The organism is Actinotalea fermentans, assembly GCF_007991475.1.
GTDB lineage: Bacteria > Actinomycetota > Actinomycetes > Actinomycetales > Cellulomonadaceae > Actinotalea > Actinotalea fermentans.
In genome coordinates this window covers 122642-141743 of the sequence record NZ_BJYK01000009.1, presented here as the reverse complement: position 1 = coordinate 141743, position 19102 = coordinate 122642, and the positions used below count along the sequence as shown (strand labels likewise).

13 protein-coding genes and 1 riboswitch are annotated in these 19102 nt (G+C 75.8%); of the genes, 10 read left to right on the top strand and 3 right to left on the bottom strand.

Translation table 11 applies throughout. The features are described 5' to 3' along the window. The first annotated feature begins 93 nt into the window (after nt 1-93). The 4 genes from AFE02nite_RS12535 to AFE02nite_RS12520 are packed head-to-tail and all read left to right on the top strand — an operon-like array spanning nt 94 to nt 3716. Complete coding sequence (locus tag AFE02nite_RS12535; RefSeq protein ID WP_034249112.1) at nt 94-1329, top strand: ATP-binding protein; 1236 nt, start codon at nt 94-96, stop codon at nt 1327-1329. After that, nucleotides 1322-1978 (top strand): LuxR C-terminal-related transcriptional regulator, encoded by a 657-nt coding sequence (locus AFE02nite_RS12530; protein ID WP_034249113.1) that lies wholly within the window; start codon nt 1322-1324, stop codon nt 1976-1978. The genes AFE02nite_RS12535 and AFE02nite_RS12530 overlap by 8 nt, the downstream gene beginning before the upstream one ends. 54 nt (nt 1979-2032) lie before the next feature. Beyond that, a complete protein-coding gene (locus tag AFE02nite_RS12525) occupies nt 2033-2524 on the top strand; it encodes a copper chaperone PCu(A)C (RefSeq protein WP_034249115.1) in 492 nt (163 codons plus the stop codon). Further along, complete coding sequence (locus AFE02nite_RS12520) at nt 2517-3716, top strand: Dyp-type peroxidase (protein ID WP_146819769.1); 1200 nt, start codon at nt 2517-2519, stop codon at nt 3714-3716. The genes AFE02nite_RS12525 and AFE02nite_RS12520 overlap by 8 nt, the downstream gene beginning before the upstream one ends. Before the next feature lie 21 nt (nt 3717-3737). Here AFE02nite_RS12520 and AFE02nite_RS12515 read toward each other — a convergent pair whose 3' ends face one another. Continuing rightward, nucleotides 3738-7472 carry an nSTAND1 domain-containing NTPase gene (locus tag AFE02nite_RS12515; RefSeq protein ID WP_146819768.1) on the bottom strand — a complete coding sequence of 1245 codons (3735 nt, stop codon included), beginning with the start codon at nt 7470-7472 and terminating at the stop codon, nt 3738-3740. Between the two features lie 183 nt (nt 7473-7655). Between AFE02nite_RS12515 and pcrA the strand changes: the two genes are divergently transcribed. After that, entirely contained in the window at nt 7656-10250 is a 2595-nt protein-coding gene (gene pcrA / locus AFE02nite_RS12510) for a DNA helicase PcrA (protein WP_146819767.1), read from the top strand. 16 nt (nt 10251-10266) lie between these two features. On the opposite strand, the gene AFE02nite_RS12505 is transcribed toward pcrA, so the two are convergent. Continuing rightward, nucleotides 10267-11634 carry an HNH endonuclease signature motif containing protein gene (locus tag AFE02nite_RS12505; RefSeq protein ID WP_146819766.1) on the bottom strand — a complete coding sequence of 456 codons (1368 nt, stop codon included), beginning with the start codon at nt 11632-11634 and terminating at the stop codon, nt 10267-10269. Between the two features lie 227 nt (nt 11635-11861). On the opposite strand from AFE02nite_RS12505, the gene sucC reads away from it, so the two are divergent. The 3 genes from sucC (at nt 11862) to AFE02nite_RS12490 (ending at nt 15914) form a co-directional block, all read left to right on the top strand. After that, nucleotides 11862-13055 (top strand): ADP-forming succinate--CoA ligase subunit beta, encoded by a 1194-nt coding sequence (sucC, locus tag AFE02nite_RS12500; RefSeq protein WP_034249304.1) that lies wholly within the window; start codon nt 11862-11864, stop codon nt 13053-13055. A 30-nt stretch (nt 13056-13085) separates the two neighbouring features. Continuing rightward, the gene (gene sucD, locus AFE02nite_RS12495) at nt 13086-13979 is read left to right on the top strand and encodes a succinate--CoA ligase subunit alpha (protein ID WP_034249307.1); all 894 of its coding nucleotides are present in this window, start codon (nt 13086-13088) and stop codon (nt 13977-13979) included. A gap of 219 nt (nt 13980-14198) precedes the next feature. After that, nucleotides 14199-15914: a cell division protein PerM gene (locus AFE02nite_RS12490; protein ID WP_146819765.1), complete on the top strand. Its 1716-nt coding sequence runs from the start codon at nt 14199-14201 to the stop codon at nt 15912-15914. A 2-nt stretch (nt 15915-15916) separates the two neighbouring features. Here AFE02nite_RS12490 and AFE02nite_RS12485 read toward each other — a convergent pair whose 3' ends face one another. After that, nucleotides 15917-16348, bottom strand: coding sequence for a hypothetical protein (locus AFE02nite_RS12485; protein WP_146819764.1), 432 nt, complete (start codon nt 16346-16348; stop codon nt 15917-15919). Between the two features lie 190 nt (nt 16349-16538). On the opposite strand from AFE02nite_RS12485, the gene purN reads away from it, so the two are divergent. Together purN and purH are read left to right on the top strand one after the other, a co-directional pair. After that, nucleotides 16539-17219, top strand: a complete 681-nt coding sequence (purN, locus tag AFE02nite_RS12480) for a phosphoribosylglycinamide formyltransferase (RefSeq protein WP_146819763.1) — start codon at nt 16539-16541, stop codon at nt 17217-17219. A gap of 47 nt (nt 17220-17266) precedes the next feature. Further along, a riboswitch (ZMP/ZTP riboswitch) is annotated at nt 17267-17355 on the top strand. A gap of 37 nt (nt 17356-17392) precedes the next feature. Continuing rightward, nucleotides 17393-19033 (top strand): bifunctional phosphoribosylaminoimidazolecarboxamide formyltransferase/IMP cyclohydrolase, encoded by a 1641-nt coding sequence (gene purH, locus AFE02nite_RS12475; protein ID WP_146819762.1) that lies wholly within the window; start codon nt 17393-17395, stop codon nt 19031-19033. The last annotated feature ends 69 nt before the right edge of the window (nt 19034-19102 follow it).

Genomic DNA, 19102 nt, shown 5'->3' with positions numbered 1-19102 from the left:
CGGCCCGAGGCCCTGAGCGGGGCCGTCGCCGCACCCTGAACCGCACCTGATTGCGGCCGCGACGCGCGTTCGCAGGGTGTCTGACGTGTGACGATGCTCCTCGTGGAACCACGTCTGCCGTTGCGGCGCCCGCCGCAGGGACGCGTCGTCGGCGGAGTCTGCCGCGGCCTGTCCCTGCACCTGCGCGTGCCCGTGGGCGTGGTCCGCCTGTCGTTCGTGCTCCTGACGCTCGCCGGGGGCACGGGCGTACTCCTCTACCTGTGGTTCTGGGTGACGGTGCCGGTCGGCGACCCGTCGGTCGTCGCGGCTGAGGCGCGCCCGCCGTCGCTGAGCCGGCTCGCGCCGCGGCTGCGGCAGCAGGGCCGCACCCTGCCCGTGGGCGAGATCGCCATTGGGCTCATGCTCATCGCCGGAGCGGTGCTCCTCATCGCGGTGCGCAACGGCGCGGAGATCGGCAGCTCGTGGGTGCTGCCGGCGCTCATCGCGCTCGCGGGCATCGCGCTGGCGTGGAGCCAGCTCGACGCGATCCAGCGGGACCGGCGCAACGGCGCCGCCGTCGGGCGCATGCCGATCAGCGTGCTGCGGCTGGTCGGCGGCACGGTGCTGGTGGGGCTGGCGGTGTTCCTCGTCGTCGGCCAGGAGCAGCCGATGGAGGCGCTGATCCGGTCGGCCGTCGCCGCGGTGGCGGTGCTCATCGGCTCCGCGCTGGTGCTCGCGCCCTGGTGGCTGCGGCTGGTGCGTGAGCTGGGCGACGAGCGCGCGGCGCGCGCCCGGGAGTCCGAGCGCGCCGACATCGCCGCCCACCTGCACGACGGCGTCCTGCAGACCCTGGCGCTGATCCGGCGGCAGGCGACCGACGCCGAGGAGGTCGCCCGCCTGGCCCGCGCCCAGGAGCGCGAGCTGCGCGAGTGGCTGTACGACGACCGGCGCACGCCGGGGACGTCGATCGCCTCGGACCTGCGGGGCGTCGTCGCGGAGGTCGAGGACACGCGGGCGGTGGCGGTGGACGTCGTCGTGGTGGGGGACGCGGTGCCCGACGCCGGGACGGACGCGCTGCTGCAGGCGACGCGCGAGGCGCTCGTGAATGCCGTGAGCCACGGCAAGGCGCCGTACTCGCTGTACCTGGAGGTCACTGACGCGCAGGTCGAGGTCTTCGTGCGCGACCACGGCGAGGGGTTCGACCTCGACACCGTGCCCACCGACCGGTTCGGCGTGCGAGAGTCCATCATCGGTCGCGTCACCCGCCGGGGTGGCACGGCCACTGTGCAGAGCAGGCCGGGCCGCGGCACCGAGGTGCACCTGTGCCTGCCGAGGGAGAACCATGTCTGAGCAGCTCGACGTCATCCTGGTCGACGACCACCTCATGTTCCGCGCGGGCGTGCGCGCCTCGCTCGACCCGTCGATCAACGTCGTCGGCGAGGCCGACGACGTCGAGAGCGCGATCGCGCTGGTCCGCTCGCTGCAGCCGCCCGTGGTGGTGCTCGACGTGCACCTGCCCGGCGGGATGGGCGGCGGTGGGGCCGAGGTGCTGCAGCAGTGCGCGGACCTGCTCGGCTCGGTCCGCTTCCTCGCGCTGTCGGTGTCGGACGCGGCCGAGGACGTCGTCGCGGTCATCCGCGGCGGGGCCCGCGGGTACGTGACCAAGGCGATCAGCGGGCCGGACCTGTCGGACGCCATCCGGCGCGTGGCGGGCGGGGACGCCGTGTTCTCGCCGCGGCTCGCGGGGTTCGTGCTCGACGCGTTCGGTGCGGCCGCGGGCGACATCGCGACCGGGGACGACGAGCTGGACCGGCTCTCGGCGCGCGAGCGCGAGGTCATGCGGCTGATCGCGCGCGGCTACTCCTACCGCGAGGTCGCGTCCGAGCTGTTCATCTCGATCAAGACCGTCGAGACGCACGTGTCGGCGGTGCTGCGCAAGCTGCAGCTGTCGTCGCGGCACGAGCTCACGCGGTGGGCGGCGGCGCGCCGCCTGCTCTGAGGAGCCCGCATACCCCCTTGGGTATCTGTACCAAGATCGTCTACGGTGTCTGGCATGCGCCGGACGACGATGATCGCGACCTCCCTCCTGGCGGCCCTGGCGCTCGGCGCCGGCCTCGCCGCGTGCGGATCGGGGGACGACGCCGGGGGCGGGCTGGCCGTCACGGACGCGTGGGTCAAGGCCACCGACGAGGGCATGACCGGGCTGTTCGGGACGCTCGTGAACGAGACCGGCGAGGACGTGCTCGTCGTCGCCGGGACGTCCGCCGCGGCGGCCCGCGTGGAGCTGCACACCACGGCGATGGGCGAGGACGGCTCGATGGTGATGACGCCCGTCGAGGACGGCTTCACCGTGCCGGCGAACGGCGAGCACGAGCTCGCGCCCGGCGGGGACCACATCATGCTCATGGAGCTGACGGCCCCCCTGGAGCCCGGGGACGAGGTCGAGTTGACGCTCGAGACCGCGGACGTGACGACCGTCGACGTCGTCGCAGTGGTGCGGACGTTCGCGGGCGGGCAGGAGGAGTACGAGCCGGCCGATGGCTGACGACGGGAGCGCCCACCAGGTCAGCCGTCGCGGCTTCCTCGTCGGCGCCGCCGGGCTCGCGGGCGTCGCCGTCGGCGGCGCGGTGGGCGGCGTGGTGGGCGGCACGGTGGGTGGCGCGCAGGGCGCGCCCGAGGACGCCGGAGGGCGCGCCGTCGTGCCCTTCCACGGCGAGCGCCAGGCCGGCGTCGCGACGCCCCCGCCCGCCTTCCTCACGCTCGTCGCGCTCGACCTGGCGGGCGGCGTGGACCGCGACGCGCTCGTGCGCCTCCTGCGCATCTGGACCGACGACGCCGCGCGGCTCACCCGGGGAGAGCCCGGGCTCGCCGACAGCGAGCCGGAGCTCGCCGCGGTGCCCGCGTCGCTCACCGTGACGGTCGGGTTCGGGCCGGAGGTCTTCCGCGTCGCGCGGCGGGCCGACCGCGTGCCGCGGTGGCTGGGGCCGCTGCCGCCGTTCGGCGTCGACGCGCTGCGGCCCGAGTGGTCCGACGGCGACCTCGTGCTCCAGCTCTGCGCCGACGACCAGGTGACGCTCGCGCACGCCGCGCGTGTGCTCGTGCGGCAGGCGTCGACGTTCGCCCAGGTGCGCTGGGTGCAGCAGGGGTTCCGCCACGCGCCGGGCGCGGTGCCGTCGGGCACCACCATGCGGAACCTGTTCGGGCAGGTGGACGGCACGCGGAACCTGGTCCCCGGGCGAGACGACGACCTCATCTGGGTGGGCGACGGTCCCCTCGCGGGCGGCACGGGCATGGTCGTGCGCCGGATCGCCATGAACCTGGACACCTGGGAGGCGCTGGACCGGCCGGCGCGCGAGCAGACCGTGGGGCGGCGCCTCGCGGACGGGGCTCCCCTGACCGGGAACGCCGAGCACGACGAGCCGGACCTCGCGGCGACCGGGCCGGACGGCCTGACCGTCATCCCCGGCTTCGCGCACATCCGCCGGGCGCGCACGGACGACCCGCGGCAGCGCTTCCTGCGCCGGGGCTACAACTACGACGACGGCGCGGGGCGCGACGCCGGCCTCGTCTTCGTCACGTTCCAGGCCGACGTCGCGGAGCAGTTCGTGCCGGTGCAGCGCCGGCTGGACGAGCTGGACCTGCTCAACACCTGGACGACGCCGATCGGCTCGGCCGTCTTCGCGGTGCCCGGCGGCGTCGCGCCGGGGGAGTACCTGGGCCAGCGCCTGCTCGTCTGAGCGCATGCCCCGGCGGAAGGCTCAGGAGCACACGTCCGGCATCGCGACGTCGCCGGCGACGCGCTCCCACTCCTCGGCCGTGATCGGCGTGCCCCGGCGGGCGTCCTCGCACAGCTCGTCGCGCGCCTCGTCGGGCCGGGTCTCCCAGACGCGCACCGTGCGGTCGCCGCCGGCAGCGCTCACGTGGCGGCCGTCGGGCGAGAAGTCGAGGCCGTACACGGTGCCGGCGACGCCCGCCAGGCTGGCCCACCGGAGCGGGTGCTCGCGGTCGGTGACGTCCCACAGGCGCACCGTGCCGTCGGTCATCGCGCCGGCCAGCAGGGTCCCGTCCGGGCTGAACCAGACGTTCGTGGCGTAGCCGTCCGCCCAGAGCAGGGGCGCGCCCAGGGGGGTGGGCCGGGCGGGATCGGTGACGTCCCACAGCCAGATCGACTTGTCGTTGCCGCTCGCGGCGACCGTGCGGCCGTCGGGGCTCATGGAGGCGCTGTAGACGTAGCCGCTCGGCCCGGTCTCGGGCGAGCCCACCACGACCGGCTCGGCCAGGTCGCGGACGTCGATGAGCAGCACCTTCCCGCTGAGCACGGACGCGACCAGGGTCTGCCCGTCGGGGGAGAAGCTGACGGTGTAGACGTAGCCGCCGAGGTCGCCGAGGCGGGCCGTGGGCTCGTCGCGGACGCCGTCGCTGGTGTCCCACAGGGTGATCGAGCCGTCGTCGGACGAGGCGGCCATCGCGGACCCGTCGGCGGTGAAGGCGATCGCGTCGACCCATGCGGAGTGCGGCTGGACCGAGCGGACGTACCGGGGCCGGGAGGGGCTGCGCACGTCCCAGACGTGCAGGGAGCCGTTGGTGTCCCCGGCGACGGCGAGCCCCGTCGACGAGACGTCGAGGGCGCCGTCGAGCTGGGTGGCGGACTCCGGTGCGCCGGCCTGGCCGAGGGGCGCGATCCGGTCGGGATCGGCCGCGTCCCAGACCCGCAGGCCGTCGGCGCTCGCGGTGTAGAGCAGGGTGCCCTCGAACACGCCCTGGCCCGGGATGGAGCCGAACCCCGTGAGCACCGACGTCGCCGCGTCCCAGGCGCGCAGCGTGCCGTCGGCGCCGGCCGAGTACAGCTGGTCGCCCTGCGGCGACCACACGCCCGCGAGCAGGGTCGTCGGGTGGGCCAGGGCCTGCCGGACGACGCCGGTCGCGGCGTCCCAGAGCCAGAGCTGCTTGTCCGAGCTCGCGCCGGCGACGACGGCGCCGGCCGGGTCGACGTCGACGTCGTTGACCCAGCTCGCCGCGCCCTCCAGCCGGGGGCCGGCGACGGGTGCGGCCGGGTCGGTGACGTCCCAGACGTAGGCGAAGGTGTCGGTCGAGCCGACGACCAGCGTGCGCCCGTCGGCCGACAGGTCGAGGCTCGTGATGCGCCCGCCGCCCGCGACGAGCTCCGCGAGGGGCGCAGGCGCCTCCGCGTCGGTGACGTCCCAGAACCGCACGAGGCCGTCCGCGCCGCCCGCCACGAGGGTGCCGTCCGGGCCGAAGGCGACGGTCTGCGCCGGGCCGGTCTCCGAGAGCTGTGCGCTCCCGGCCGGCTCCGCGCCGTCGTCGCCGACCGACCACAGGTGCACGAGCCCGTCCGAGGCCGCCGCGGCCGCCACGGCGCCGTCGGGGGAGAAGGCGACGTCGTAGAGGGTCGCCCCGACGGGCTCGCCCGTGACGCCGAGCGCGGCGGGGGCGCCGTCGTGCGTCGCCCACAGGTGCAGCGAGCCCGCGTCGCCCGCGGCGGCCAGCAGGGTGCCGTCCGCGCTGAACGCAGCCCCGTACAGGGCGGTGTCCGGGACCGTCAGCGAGACGCCGGTCGTGAGCCGGTCCGCGGTCGAGGCGAGCGCGAGCGTACTCGCGTCGGTCGCGGCGGCCACGAGACCGCCGTCGGGGCTCACCGCGAGGGCGTTGACGATGCCGTCGACGAGCGGCAGCCGCGCGATGCCGCCGCGGCCGGAGGCGCTGAGGATCGCGGACCGCGCCTCCACGGTGTCGGCCGCGGCGAGGCTGCCCACCGCGACCTGCCCGGCGAGGGCGGTGTCGGTCGCGGCGAGGGACTGCGCCGTGACGGCGAGCTGCCGGGAGACGGCCAGGTCCCGCTCGTCGGCGATCGCCCGGGCCTGGGAGATCGCCGCGAGGGTCAGGCCCCCCGTGGCGGCGGCGAGGACCGCGAGGCCGGCCGCGAGGAGCCGCAGCCGACGCGCGGAGCGGCGGCGGGCGCGAGCTGCGCGGGTGGCCGCGGCGGTGCTCTCGTCGAGGAAGGCCGACTCAGCGGCGCTCAGGCCGGCGGGGGCGGCTGGGCCGGTGACCCAGCTCATGGCCTGCTCGAGGGCGGAGCCGCGGTAGAGGAGGTCCGGGTCGCGCCCGGACTCGTGCCAGGTCCGGGCGGCCGTGCCGAGCCGGCTGCGGATCCGCAGGCCGTCCCGGCTCTCCTCGACCCAGCCGGCGAGGCGCGGCCACGCCACGAGGAGGGCCTCGTGGGCGAGCTGGACGTTGCCGCGGTCGGAGGTGAGCAGCCGGGCCCGCGTGTACGCCTCGACGACGCCCCGGACCTCGGAGGCGGAGAGGTCCTCGGCCGGGACCGCGCGCCGGGTGACGGTGGCGCTCTCGTGCACGTGGACGAGGCGCAGGAGGGTCGCGCGTTCGACGACGCGCTCGGCGGGGCCGAGCGCGTCGTGCAGCTGCTCGGCGGTCTGGGCGATCGCCCCGGCGAAGCCGCCCACCTCCTTCAGGTGCGCCAGGGTCAGGCGACGTCCCGAGGAGGCCAGCCAGGCGGCGTAGAGCGCGTGGGAGAGCAGCGGCAGGGCGCCGGCGTCGAGGGCGGTGCCGTTCGACCCGGAGCGTCCGGTGGCCTCGGCCAGGAGGACCTCGACCAGGGCCTCGTCCACCTCGATCCCCGCGACGCGAGCGGGCTCCACCACGACGCGCCGCAGCGCCTCGGCCGACAGCGGGCCGACGGGTACCTGGTTCGCGGTGAGCCAGGTGGCGAGCCCGGGGGTCTCGAGGGCGCGGTCGAAGAAGTCGGCCCGCAGGCCCACGACGACGCAGGTGCCGGCGTCGTGCAGGGTCGTCAGCCTCGCCACGAGGGTGTCGACCTCGGCGCGCTCGTGGCCACCGGTGAAGAGCTCCTCGAGCTGGTCGACCAGCAGGACGTCGCCGGGGGCGAGCGCTCCGGCGTCGCCGAGCGCGCCGAGCGGGTCGGGACCCGGCGTGACGACGACGACGCGCCGGCCCTTCGCGGTGAGCCGGGCCGCGAGTCCGGCCCGCAGCAGGGAGGACTTGCCCGAGCCCGAGGGGCCGACCACGACGATCGGCGTCGTGGGGGCGCCCGTGACGCGCGCGAGGAGGTTCGCCGTCAGCTCCTCGCGACCGAAGAAGTAGTCGGCGTCCTCGGCCTGGTAGGTGACGAGGCCGCGGTAGGGGACGGGCGCGTCCCCGGGGCGGGGCCCGGGCGCGCGGCGCATCCGGTTGACCACGTCGGTCCAGGTGCCGAGGGCGTCGTCGTCGACGCCGAGCACGGTGAGCAGGCGCACGAACTGGGGCAGCGTCGCCAGGGGCGGGAGGTGGCGGCCGGAGAAGTAGCCGCCGACGGTCGCGATCGGCAGGCCGGACTCGCGGGCCACCTCGCGGACCGTCAGGCCGCGCGCCTGCCGCAGGGCGGTCAGGGCGGCGGCGAGCTCTTCGCGGGTGCGCAGGTGGTGGGGGTCGATCGGGTCCGGGCGGTCGGCTGCCACGTGAGTCCGTTCGGGAGCGGGGGAGGGGTGCCGAGGCTGCCTGCCCCCCGGCACCGCGAGGATAGTGAGCGGGACACGGCGTCCGGTACCGGTATCACCCGGTCGGACCAGGTGAAACCGCCCGCAGGGGGCAACGATCCCCCGTCCGGCCGAGTCCCCGGCGCCGCCTAGGCTTGTGGGGCCATGACGCTCTTCCCTGATCTCCCTGTGCTGCCCGACGCGCGATCCGCCGGGGCGCGCGTGCCCGACCGCCCCGCCGGGGTGCGCCTGCCCGAGGTGGTGGTGCACGCCGAGGCCCGCCTGCCCGGCGTCGTGCCCCCGCGCCGGGACGACGCGCCGGACCGCGCGGCCGAGCGCGAGGCGGAGCGCGAGGCGGAGGCGCGCGCCCGCGCCGACGCGCTGCTGGAGGGGCTCAACCCGCAGCAGCGCGAGGCGGTGCTGCACGCGGGGAGCCCGCTCCTCATCGTCGCGGGCGCGGGTTCGGGCAAGACGCGCGTGCTGACGCACCGTATCGCCCACAAGCTCGCCACGCACCAGGTGCGGCCCGGAGAGGTGCTCGCGATCACCTTCACCAACAAGGCCGCGGGCGAGATGCGCGAGCGGGTGGAGCAGATCGTCGGGCCGGCCGCGCGGGCGATGTGGGTGTCGACGTTCCACTCGGCGTGCGTGCGGATCCTGCGGCGCGAGCACGAGACGCTCGGCCTGCGGTCCACGTTCTCCATCTACGACGCCGCGGACTCCCAGCGCCTGCTCACCCTGGTGGGGCGCGAGCTCGACCTGGACCCGAAGAAGTTCCCGGTGAAGGGGCTCGCGCACCGGATCTCGAACCTCAAGGACGAGCTCGTCGACCCGGAGGCCTACGCGCGGTCGAGCGGCGCGTCGGCGGGCGAGGCGAACCAGTTCGACGAGGTGCTGTCCGCGGTCTACACGCGGTACCAGCAGCGGCTCCGCGCGGCGAACGCGCTCGACTTCGACGACCTGATCATGACGACCGTCAACCTGCTGCAGGCGTTCCCGCAGGTGGCCGAGCACTACCGGCGGCGGTTCCGGCAGATCCTCGTCGACGAGTACCAGGACACGAACCACGCGCAGTACGTACTGGTGCGCGAGCTGGTGGGGGCGCACGAGAGCGCGACGCCCGGGGAGCTGACGGTCGTCGGTGACGCCGACCAGTCGATCTACGCGTTCCGCGGGGCGACGATCCGCAACATCCTCGAGTTCGAGGCGGACTACCCCGACGCGCGGACCATCCTGCTCGAGCAGAACTACCGCTCGACCCAGACCATCCTGACGGCCGCGAACGCCGTGATCTCGAAGAACCCGGGCCGCAAGGAGAAGCGCCTGTGGACCGCGGCGGGGGCGGGCCCGCAGATCGTCGGGTACGTCGCGGACAACGAGCACGAGGAGGCGCGGTTCGTCGCCGAGGAGATCGACCGCCTGGGCGACGACCACGACGTCCGCCCGGCCGACGTCGCGATCTTCTACCGGACGAACGCGCAGAGCCGCGCCCTCGAGGAGGTGCTGATCCGCGTCGGCCTGCCCTACAAGGTCGTCGGCGGCACGCGGTTCTACGAGCGGCGTGAGATCAAGGACGCGATCGCCTACCTGCGCGCCATCGTGAACCCTGACGACGACGTGAACGTGCGTCGGATCCTCAACGTGCCGAAGCGTGGGCTGGGGGAGCGCTCGGAGGCGATGATCGCCGGGTTCGCGGAGCGTGAGCGGATCTCGTTCGGCGCCGCCCTGGACCGGCTCGACGAGGTGTACGGGCTGTCGCCGCGCGCGACGACGCCGCTGCGCGAGTTCGCGGGGCTCCTCGCGGGGCTGCGTGAGCTGGCCGCGGAGGCCGGGCCGGCGGAGGTGCTCGGGGCGGTCCTCGACCGGACGGGCTACCTGGCGGAGCTGCGCGCGAGCGACGACCCCCAGGACGGGTCGCGCGTCGACAACCTCGCGGAGCTGCACGCGGTCGCGACCGAGTTCGAGCAGAGCGACCCCGAGGGCGATCTGTCGGACTTCCTCGAGCGCGTCTCGCTCGTCGCGGACTCCGACCAGATCCCCGACGCGGACGAGGGCGGCGATGCTGCTCCCGACCAGGGGCAGGTCACCCTGATGACCCTGCACACGGCGAAGGGCCTGGAGTTCCCGGTGGTGTTCGTGACCGGGTGGGAGGACGGGACCTTCCCGCACATGCGGTCGCTCGCGGACCCGGACCAGCTGGCCGAGGAGCGGCGGCTGGCCTACGTGGGGCTGACGCGGGCGCGGCAGCGGCTGTACATCTCCCGGGCCGCCGTGCGCACGGCGTGGGGGGTCCCCAACGAGTTCCCGGCGAGCCGGTTCCTCGACGACCTGCCGGACGAGGTCGTGGACTGGCGTCGCCGCGAGTCCAGCATGCAGGCGCTGCGCGGGTCGGGCTCCGGCTGGGGCGGCGGTGCGTCGGCGTGGGGCGGGTCGCGCGGGGGTGGCGGTACTGGCGGCGGTGCTGCCGGCCGTTCGGGCCCGGTGACGACGCGCAAGGGCGCGGCGCCGGTGCACTCCGGCACGGGGCGTCCCGTCGGTGCACCGCGCGACGCGGGGACTCCCTCGTTCGGGTCGGGCAAGCGCCCCGTGGGTGACACCCCGTCGCTCGCGATCGGCGACAAGGTGACGCACGACTCCTACGGGCTCGGCACGGTCGTCGGGGTCGAGGGGGGGGGCGCGAACGCGGTCGCGAAGATCGACTTCGGCACCGACGGGGTCAAGCGGCTGCTGCTGCGCTACTCACCCGTCACCAAGCTGTAGGGCGCGGGCCCGCAGGTCACCCGGCGATGCGCAGGGTCTCCTGCCCGTCCGGTGGCGCGGCCCGCCCGTCCGCGTCGCCCGTCGTTGCGCCGCGCGCCCGCGCGCGCCCTCCCGGTGGCGCGCCGCCGGCGGGTGCCGGCCCGTCCTCACCCGCCGCCGGCGGGCCCATGCGGCTGCCGTCCCGTCTTCGGAACTCCCACCGACCGCGGCGCCGCGTGATCGCCAGGTTCTCCCGGTGCACCACGTCGTGGTGGTACCAGCACAGGAGGACGCCGTTCTTGACGGCCGTCGGCCCGCTGTCGCGGACCCACCACGCGACGTGGTGCACCTCGCCGAGCTGGGGCGGGCGGTCGCAGTCGGGGTAGGCGCAGGTCCGGTCCCGGGCGACGACCGCGTGCCGCTGCGCACCCGTGAAGGTGCGCTGCGACCGCCCGACGTCGAGCAGCTCGCCCGTCGGCCCGAACACCACCCGGGCGATCTCGCTGTCGCAGGCGATGCGCTCGAGCACGGACCGGGGGATGGGCTCGCCGTCGGCGAGCTCGGCCGGCACCTCGTCCGCCACGCCCGCCCGCCCGGCCAGCCCGAGGAACGTCTCCCACGCCACGTGCACCGTGATGTGCGGGCGCACCTGCCCGCCACCCCCTGCGAGCCCCTTGTCGAGCACCAGTCGCGCCAGCCCGACGAGCGCGTCGGCGTGCCGCTGCTCGGACGGCCGGTCGTCGTCCGCCGACGGGACGCCGGTGACGGCCCTCAGCGCCGTCGCGAGGAGGTCGCCGCGTTCGACGGTGAGAAAGCCGGAGATCGCGACGCCGTCGGTCGGCCGCAGCAGTGACAGGTGTTCCTTCGCGCGCGCGGCCGCGTGCTCGCGCTCGTGCGCCTGCGCGTCGACGGCGGCGGCCCAGCGCTTCGCCTCGGTGCGGAACCGGTCGGCGCGCATGAGGCGTGCCTTGGCCAGGAGCGCCGCCTCCGCGCGGCCTCCATCGGCGGCCAGTGCGTCGCGCCGCGCGTCGGACGTCGCCGCGAACCGCGCCATCACGTCCGCGTGCTCGAGCGTGATCTCCCCGCGTGCCACGGCGCCCGCGGTGCCCGGCAGCGCGTCGGTGAGCGCGCGGCCGAGCTGCGCCTGGCCGCGCGCGGCCCCGACCGACGACCGCGTCTGCCGGGCCACCCACTCCGGGAACGTGCGGGCCGCGCCCACCCAACGACCGCCGTCCTCCACGCGCGCCAGAAGCCGCGCCGCCACGGACTGCAGCTGGTCGGTCGCCGCCCGGAGCTCGCGGTGCAGCGCCTCGGCGTCCCGTGGGGGCAGGGTCGCGACGTCGGCGCTCGCGAGCTCGCGGGCGAGCTGACGCAGCAGCGCCACGCTCTCACCCGTGCTCGTCATGCCCACCCTTCCGTCCCGAGTTAGCACAAGTGTACTATTCGGGACGGACAAGGATGATTCGGACGGCGGGGGCTGTTGACGACGCAGGCAGACGGCGATCACCGGATCGATGCCGCGACCAAGATCTCTCGATGTGAAGATATCTGGCGCGCGCGGTTACGATCAGGCGGCCGACGATGGTGACGACATCCCGGGCGACCGTGCCCGCGAGAGGGAGGACCGACCAGGTGGACCTGTTCGAGTACCAGGCCCGGGACATGTTCGAGAAGCACGGCGTCCCCGTGCTCGGGGGCATCGTCGCGACCACGCCCGAGGAGGCCCGCGCGGCCGCCGAGCGGCTGGGCGGCGGCACCGTCGTCGTGAAGGCGCAGGTGAAGACGGGCGGCCGCGGCAAGGCGGGCGGCGTCAAGCTCGCCCACTCGCCGCAGGAGGCTGCCGACCGCGCCGGTGAGATCCTCGGCATGGACATCAAGGGCCACACCGTGCACCGCGTCATGGTCGCCGCGGGCGCCCGCATCGCGGAGGAGTACTACTTCTCCGTCCTCCTCGACCGCGCCGAGCGCCGCTACCTCGCGATGTGCTCCGTCGAGGGTGGCATGGAGATCGAGCAGCTCGCGGTCGAGCGGCCCGAGGCCCTCGCCAAGGTCCCCGTCGACCCGCAGGTCGGCATCGACCGCGCCAAGGCCGAGGAGATCGTGGCGGCCGCGGGCTTCGCCGCCGACGTCGCCCCGCAGGTCGCCGACGTCATCGAGCGCCTGTGGACGGTCTACCGCGAGGAGGACGCGACGCTCGTCGAGGTCAACCCGCTGGTGCGCACGGAGGACGGCCGGATCGTCGCCCTGGACGGCAAGGTCACCCTGGACGCGAACGCGGACTTCCGGCACGCCGACCACGCCGAGCTGGAGGACGCCGCCGCGACCGACCCGCTCGAGGCGAAGGCCAAGGAGCACGACCTCAACTACGTCAAGCTCGACGGCTCGGTCGGGATCATCGGCAACGGCGCCGGCCTGGTCATGAGCACGCTCGACGTCGTCGCGTACGCGGGCGAGCGGCACGGCGGCGTGCGCCCGGCGAACTTCCTCGACATCGGCGGCGGCGCCTCCGCGGAGGTCATGGCCGCAGGCCTCGACGTCATCCTCGGCGACCCCCAGGTCGACGCGGTCTTCGTGAACGTCTTCGGCGGGATCACCGCGTGCGACGCCGTCGCGAACGGCATCGTCGCGGCCCTGGGCATGCTCGGGGACGCGGCGACCAAGCCGCTCGTCGTCCGCCTCGACGGCAACAACGTCGAGGAGGGCCGGCGGATCCTGCGCGAGGCCGCGCACCCGCTGGTGACCCTCGCCGACACGATGGACGGCGGCGCGGACAAGGCCGCCGAGCTCGCCCACGCGGCCCACGCGGCGCGCACCCCCCAGGCCTGAGACCTCGAGACGAGAGAGAGCGACAGCGACATGGCGATCTTCCTGACCGAGGCCTCCAAGGTCATCGTCCAGGGCATGACCGGCTCGGAGGGCATGAAGCACACGACGCGCATGCTCGCCGCGGGCACGCAGATCGTGGGCGGCGTCAACCCGCGCAAGGCGGGGACGTCGGTCACCTTCCCGGCGCCCGATGGCGACATCGACGTCCCGGTGTTCGGCACCGTCGCGGAGGCGATGGCCGCGACGGGCGCCGACGTCTCGGTGGTCTTCGTGCCCCCGGCCCACGCGAAGGGCGCGGTCCTCGAGGCCGTCGACGCGCGGATGCCGCTCGTGGTGATCATCACCGAGGGCATCCCGGTGGCCGACACCGCCGAGTTCTTCGCCGCCGCCCAGGCGGCCGACGTGCGGCTCATCGGCCCGAACTGCCCCGGCATCATCAGCCCGGCGCGCTCGAACGTCGGCATCACGCCCGCCGACATCACCGGCCCCGGCCCGATCGGCCTCGTGTCGAAGTCCGGCACGCTGACCTACCAGATGATGTACGAGCTGCGTGACCTGGGCTTCTCCACCTGCATCGGCATCGGCGGCGACCCGATCATCGGCACCACGCACATCGACGCGCTCGCCGCGTTCGAGGCGGACCCGGAGACGAAGGCGATCGTCCTCATCGGCGAGATCGGTGGCGACGCCGAGGAGCGGGCGGCGGCGTTCATCCGCGACAACGTCACCAAGCCGGTCGTCGGGTACGTCGCGGGGTTCACCGCCCCCGAGGGACGCACGATGGGCCACGCGGGTGCCATCGTCTCCGGCTCGTCGGGCACCGCCCAGGCGAAGAAGGAGGCGCTCGAGGCCGTCGGCGTCCGCGTCGGCAAGACCCCGAGCGAGACGGCGGCCCTCATGCGGGAGCTCCTCGCCACCCTCTGACCCGGCACCGCTGCCACGGTCGCGCCCACGGGGCCCGACCCGTGGCCCCGCGCGTGGAGTGTTCCGCCCAGGTGTGGAGCGTTCCACCCAGGTGTGGAGCGTTCCGCCCGCGCGTGGAGCGTTGGTGACCGACACGCCCGGCGAGTCCGTCACCAACGCTCCACACGGTGCGGCGTGTCACCGGCGGCCGACGCGCGGCGCGGCGGCGACGATGGAGCGGTGACCCGACCGCCCGCCCCGCGCCGCGCCCCCGACGGGCGGGCGCGCACCTCGGCGTCGGCGTCCCGTCCGGCGTCCCGCCCCGGCGCAGACCGCGGCGACCGCACGCCGACGCCGGACCCCCCGGCCTCCCGAGCGCCACGGGTCCCTCGCGGCGCACCGTCGCCCCGCGCGTCGGGCGCGGACCAGCCGCCGCGCGCCCCCCGCGCGTCGGGCGCGGACAAGCCGCCGCGCGCCCCCCGCGCGTCGGGCGCGGACCAGCCGCCGCGTCCCTCCCGCGCCCCCGGCACCGCCCGCACCCCCGGTGCGACCCGGCCCGCCCGCGCGTCCCGCGTTGCACGCCCCGAGCGCCCCGAGCGCGCGCCCGTCCTCCCCGGCGACGCCCCCGAGGTCGTCGCCCGGAGCACGGTCATCGGCGGTGCGCCGCGCTGGGTGTCGGGCGCGCTGGCGGGCGTGCAGGCCGCCCTGCTCTCGGTGCTCGCCGTCGTCACCCCGGCCCTGGCGGCCTACGTCGCCACCTCGGCCGACCCGGCCAACGCCGACGTCGGCTGGACCCGTTCCGTGGCGGTCGGCGCCGCGCTGTGGCTCATGGGTCACGGGGGCGCGCTGCAGGTGGGCGGGCTGTCGCTGACCATCGTGCCCCTCGGCGTCACGGTGCTCGCGCTCTTCGCCGCCCACGCGTCCGCGCGGCGCTCGGCCTACCCCACGCCCGGCGCCTGGGCGGCGGGGATCGGTGGCTACCTGGTCGCCGTCCTCCTCGTGACGCTGCTGGCCGGGGACGCCGGGCCGCTCGGTGCCGGGTGGGGCTCGGTGGCGCGCACGCTCATCGGCGCGACGTTGATCGCCGCGATCGGTCTCGGCTGGGGTCTGCTGCGGCCCGGTCGGCTCGCCGTCGTGACGCGGCCGCTGTGGTCCCGGGTGCCGCCGGTCGCGCGGGCGGCGGCGCGGGCGGGCGCCCTCGTCCCCGCGGCGCTCCTCGCGGTGGCCGCGGCCGTGACGGTCGGCTGGGCGCTGTCGGGCCGGGCGGCGACCGGCGACGTCATCGTGGGCCTCGGTCTGGACACCTTCAGCGGCCTGGTGATGGCCGTCGCGCAGCTGTCGCTGGTCCCCAACCTCGTGCTGTGGGCGCTGGCCTGGCTCGCCGGGCCGGGGTTCGCCGTCGGGCAGGGGACCGTGTTCTCACCCACGGAGGTGGTGAGCGGGCCGATGCCGGCGCTCCCGCTGCTCGGTGCGCTCCCCGCCGAGCCCTCGGGTGCCGGGCCGTGGGTGCCGCTGCTGGTCGTCGCCGCGGGCGCGATCGCCGGGTGGTGGCTGCACCGGCGCCTCGAGCCGCGCTCGCCCTGGCAGCCCCTCGGCGCGGCCGTGGGATCGGGGCTCGTCGCGGGGCTCGTCGTGGGCGTCGCCACGGCGCTCGCCGCGGGCTCGGCCGGGCCGGGCCGGATGTCCGAGGTCGGGGCGCAACCCCTGCTGGTGGGCGGGACGGTCGCCCTGCTGGCGGGTCTGGGGGCCGTGGTCGTCGCCGTCCCCACCGACGCGGCGGTGCGCGCCGCCCTCCGGGGCGCCTGGTCGCGGCTGCGGGGCCGCGCCGGCCGGTCGGCCGCGCGTGCCGACGGCGCCGCGCCTCACGCCGCGCCCGACCCCGCGCCCCACCCCGCGCCCCACACCGCGCCCGACGGGTCGGCCGAGGCCGCGCCCGACGGGTCGGCCGACGACTGACCTCAGTCGCGCGTCGGGTTCGTCAGCTGGTCCAGCCGGCGCTCCACGGCGTCCCGGTAGGCGCTGTCGCACGACTCGCGGGCGGACAGCGTCACCGCGTTGTCGAGGCAGTCCTGGTGCGTCATCTGCTCGGACCACAGCACCAACGACGACGACATCGACAGCGCCAGCATCACCGTGAACACGAGGCCGACCACCAGCATCGGGGCGACCTGCTCGCGCAGGCCGGGGCGCCGCGCGCCCGACAGCGCCCACACCCCGGTGCCGAGCGCCGCGAGGACGAACGCCAGGCTGCCGAGCTGCCACGGCAGGCGCAGCCGGGACGTCAGCAGCGCCGCGAGCACCAGGAGCAGGAACGTGCCCATCCGACGCTGGACGACGCGCAGGGCCTCGGGGTCGGGTGCCGGCGGCGGGGTCCGCGGCGCTCGCGGCACCGGCGCAGGACGCTGACCGGCCACCCGCTCCGGACGCGGACCGCGCGTGCGTGCACCTCGGCCGGGCTTGGGCGCGTCAGGCGGCGGTGCGTACGGGTCCTCCACGGCGCCAGTCTTCCATCCGGGGCGGCGTCCCCTCCGCCGCGCGGACGCCTGCGCCCCGTCCGGGCGCCCCGGTAGGGTCGCCGCCGTGCCGCCCACCGCGCCCGACGCCGACCCCGCCGCCCGCCCGACGCCGCCCCCGCCGCAGGCCGCGGTCGTGCCGCGTCAGGCGCGCGTCGTCGTCCTCGTGTCGGGGACCGGGAGCAACCTCGCGGCGCTCCTGGCGGCGCACGGCGACCCGGCCTACGGGGCGCGCGTCGTCGCCGTCGTGAGCAACACCGCCGACGCGCCCGCGCTGGCCAAGGCGCAGGCCGTGGGCGTGGCGACGGCCGTCGTCGCGCCGGGGGACTTCCCCGACCGCGCGGCCTGGGACGCGGCGCTCGCGCGCACGGTCGAGGTGTTCGACCCCGAGCTCGTGGTCCTGGCGGGCTTCATGCGGATCCTGGGCGAGCCGTTCCTGGCGCGGTTCGGGGGGCGGATCGTCAACACGCACCCGGCGCTGCTGCCGTCCTTCCCCGGCGCGCACGGCGTGCGCGACGCGCTGGCCTACGGCGTGCGCGTCACGGGCTGCACCGTGCACCTGGTCGACGCGGGCGTCGACACGGGCCCGATCGTCGCCCAGCGTGCGGTTGAGGTCCTCGACGGCGACGACGAGGCCGGCCTGCACGAGCGCATCAAGGCGGTCGAGCGGGAGCTGCTGGTCGACGTCGTCGGGCGCCTCGCGCGCGAGGGTTACGCGGTCGACGGCCGGACCGTCCGCATCGGCTGAACCGGTCGCCGGGGCCCTTCCGGCCACCCCCGCACCGGCGGCTAGACTGCCCCCGCCGCGACTGGCGAGGGTGGGATCGACCACCGGGGAGCGGCGAGCAGGTCCCGTCAGCGCACCGCCCGCCTGGGTGCCGGGAGCAGGTCATCCGATCCGCACCCGAGCCAGGAGCCGCCATGTCGCACCTCGCCCCCCTGCCCGACGTCGCCGACCCGACCGCCGACGAGACCCGCCGCCCGATCCGCCGCGCGCTCGTCAGCGTCTACGACAAGACCGGCCTCGCCGAGCTCGCCACCGCCCTGCACGCCGCGGGCGTCGAGCTCGTCTCGACGGGCTCCACGGCCGCCCGCATCGCCGACGCCGGCGTGCCCGTCACGCGCGTCGAGGACCTCACCGGCTTCCCGGAGTGCCTCGACGGCCGCGTCAAGACGCTGCACCCGCGCGTGCACGCGGGGCTGCTCGCCGACACCCGCCGGCCCGAGCACCTCGCGCAGCTCTCCGAGCTCGGCGTCGCGCCGTTCGAGCTGGTCGTGGTCAACCTCTACCCGTTCGCGGCGACCGTCGCGTCGGGTGCGAGCCCCGACGAGTGCGTCGAGCAGATCGACATCGGCGGCCCCTCGATGGTCCGGGCCGCGGCGAAGAACCACCCGAGCGTCGCCGTCGTCACGGACCCGGCCAGGTACGACGACGTCGCGCGCGCGGCCGCGACCGGCGGCTTCACGCTCGCCGAGCGGCGCGCGCTCGCGGCGGCGGCCTTCGTGCACACCGCCACGTACGACGTGCACGTCGCCTCGTGGATGGGCAACGTGCTGTCGCCGACGGACCGCGTGGAGACCGCCGACGGCGCCGTCGACACCGGCTTCCCGGTCTGGATGGGCGCCACCTGGGACCGCGCCGCCGTCCTGCGCTACGGCGAGAACCCCCACCAGCGCGCGGCCCTCTACACGAACGGCCACGGCGCCCCCGGCCTCGCGCAGGCCCGCCAGCTGCACGGCAAGCCCATGAGCTACAACAACTACGTCGACGCCGACGCCGCGTACCGCGCCGCGTGGGACCACGCCGGCCCGGCGGTCGCCGTGATCAAGCACGCGAACCCGTGCGGCATCGCCGTCGGCGTGGACATCGCCGACGCGCACGCCAAGGCGCACGCGTGCGACCCGGTCTCCGCGTACGGCGGGGTCGTCGCCGCGAACCGCGTGGTGACCCGGGCCATGGCCGAGCAGCTGAGGCCCGTGTTCACCGAGGTCGTCGTCGCGCCGGGCTACGACGACGACGCCCTGGCGATCCTCACCGCCAAGAAGAACCTGCGGCTGCTCGTGGTCGACGGCGGCCCGGCCGCGGTGGTGGAGACCCGGCCGGTCACCGGCGGCCTCCTGGTGCAGGACCGCGACCGCATCGACGCCACCGGCGACGACCCGACCACGTGGACGCTCGTGTCGGGCGAGGCCGCCGACGACGCCACGCTCGCCGACCTCGCCTTCGCCTGGCGCGCGGTGCGCGCCGTGAAGTCCAACGCGATCCTGCTGGCGCGCGACGGCGCGTCGGTCGGCGTCGGGATGGGGCAGGTCAACCGGGTCGACTCGTGCCGGCTCGCGGTCGAGCGCGCGAACGGTCACGGCGAGGAGCGGGCCCGCGGCGCGGTCGCGGCGTCGGACGCGTTCTTCCCGTTCGCGGACGGCCTGCAGATCCTCCTCGACGGCGGCGTGCGCGCCGTCGTCCAGCCGGGCGGCTCGATCCGCGACGAGGAGGTCGTCGCGGCGGCCCGGGCCGCTGGCGTCACGATGTACGTGACGGGCACCCGCCACTTCGCGCACTGAGCCGGCCCCGCTCGGCATCGTGGAGCGTTCCGTCCGCCCGACGGACGGAACGCTCCACGATCCGGCGCT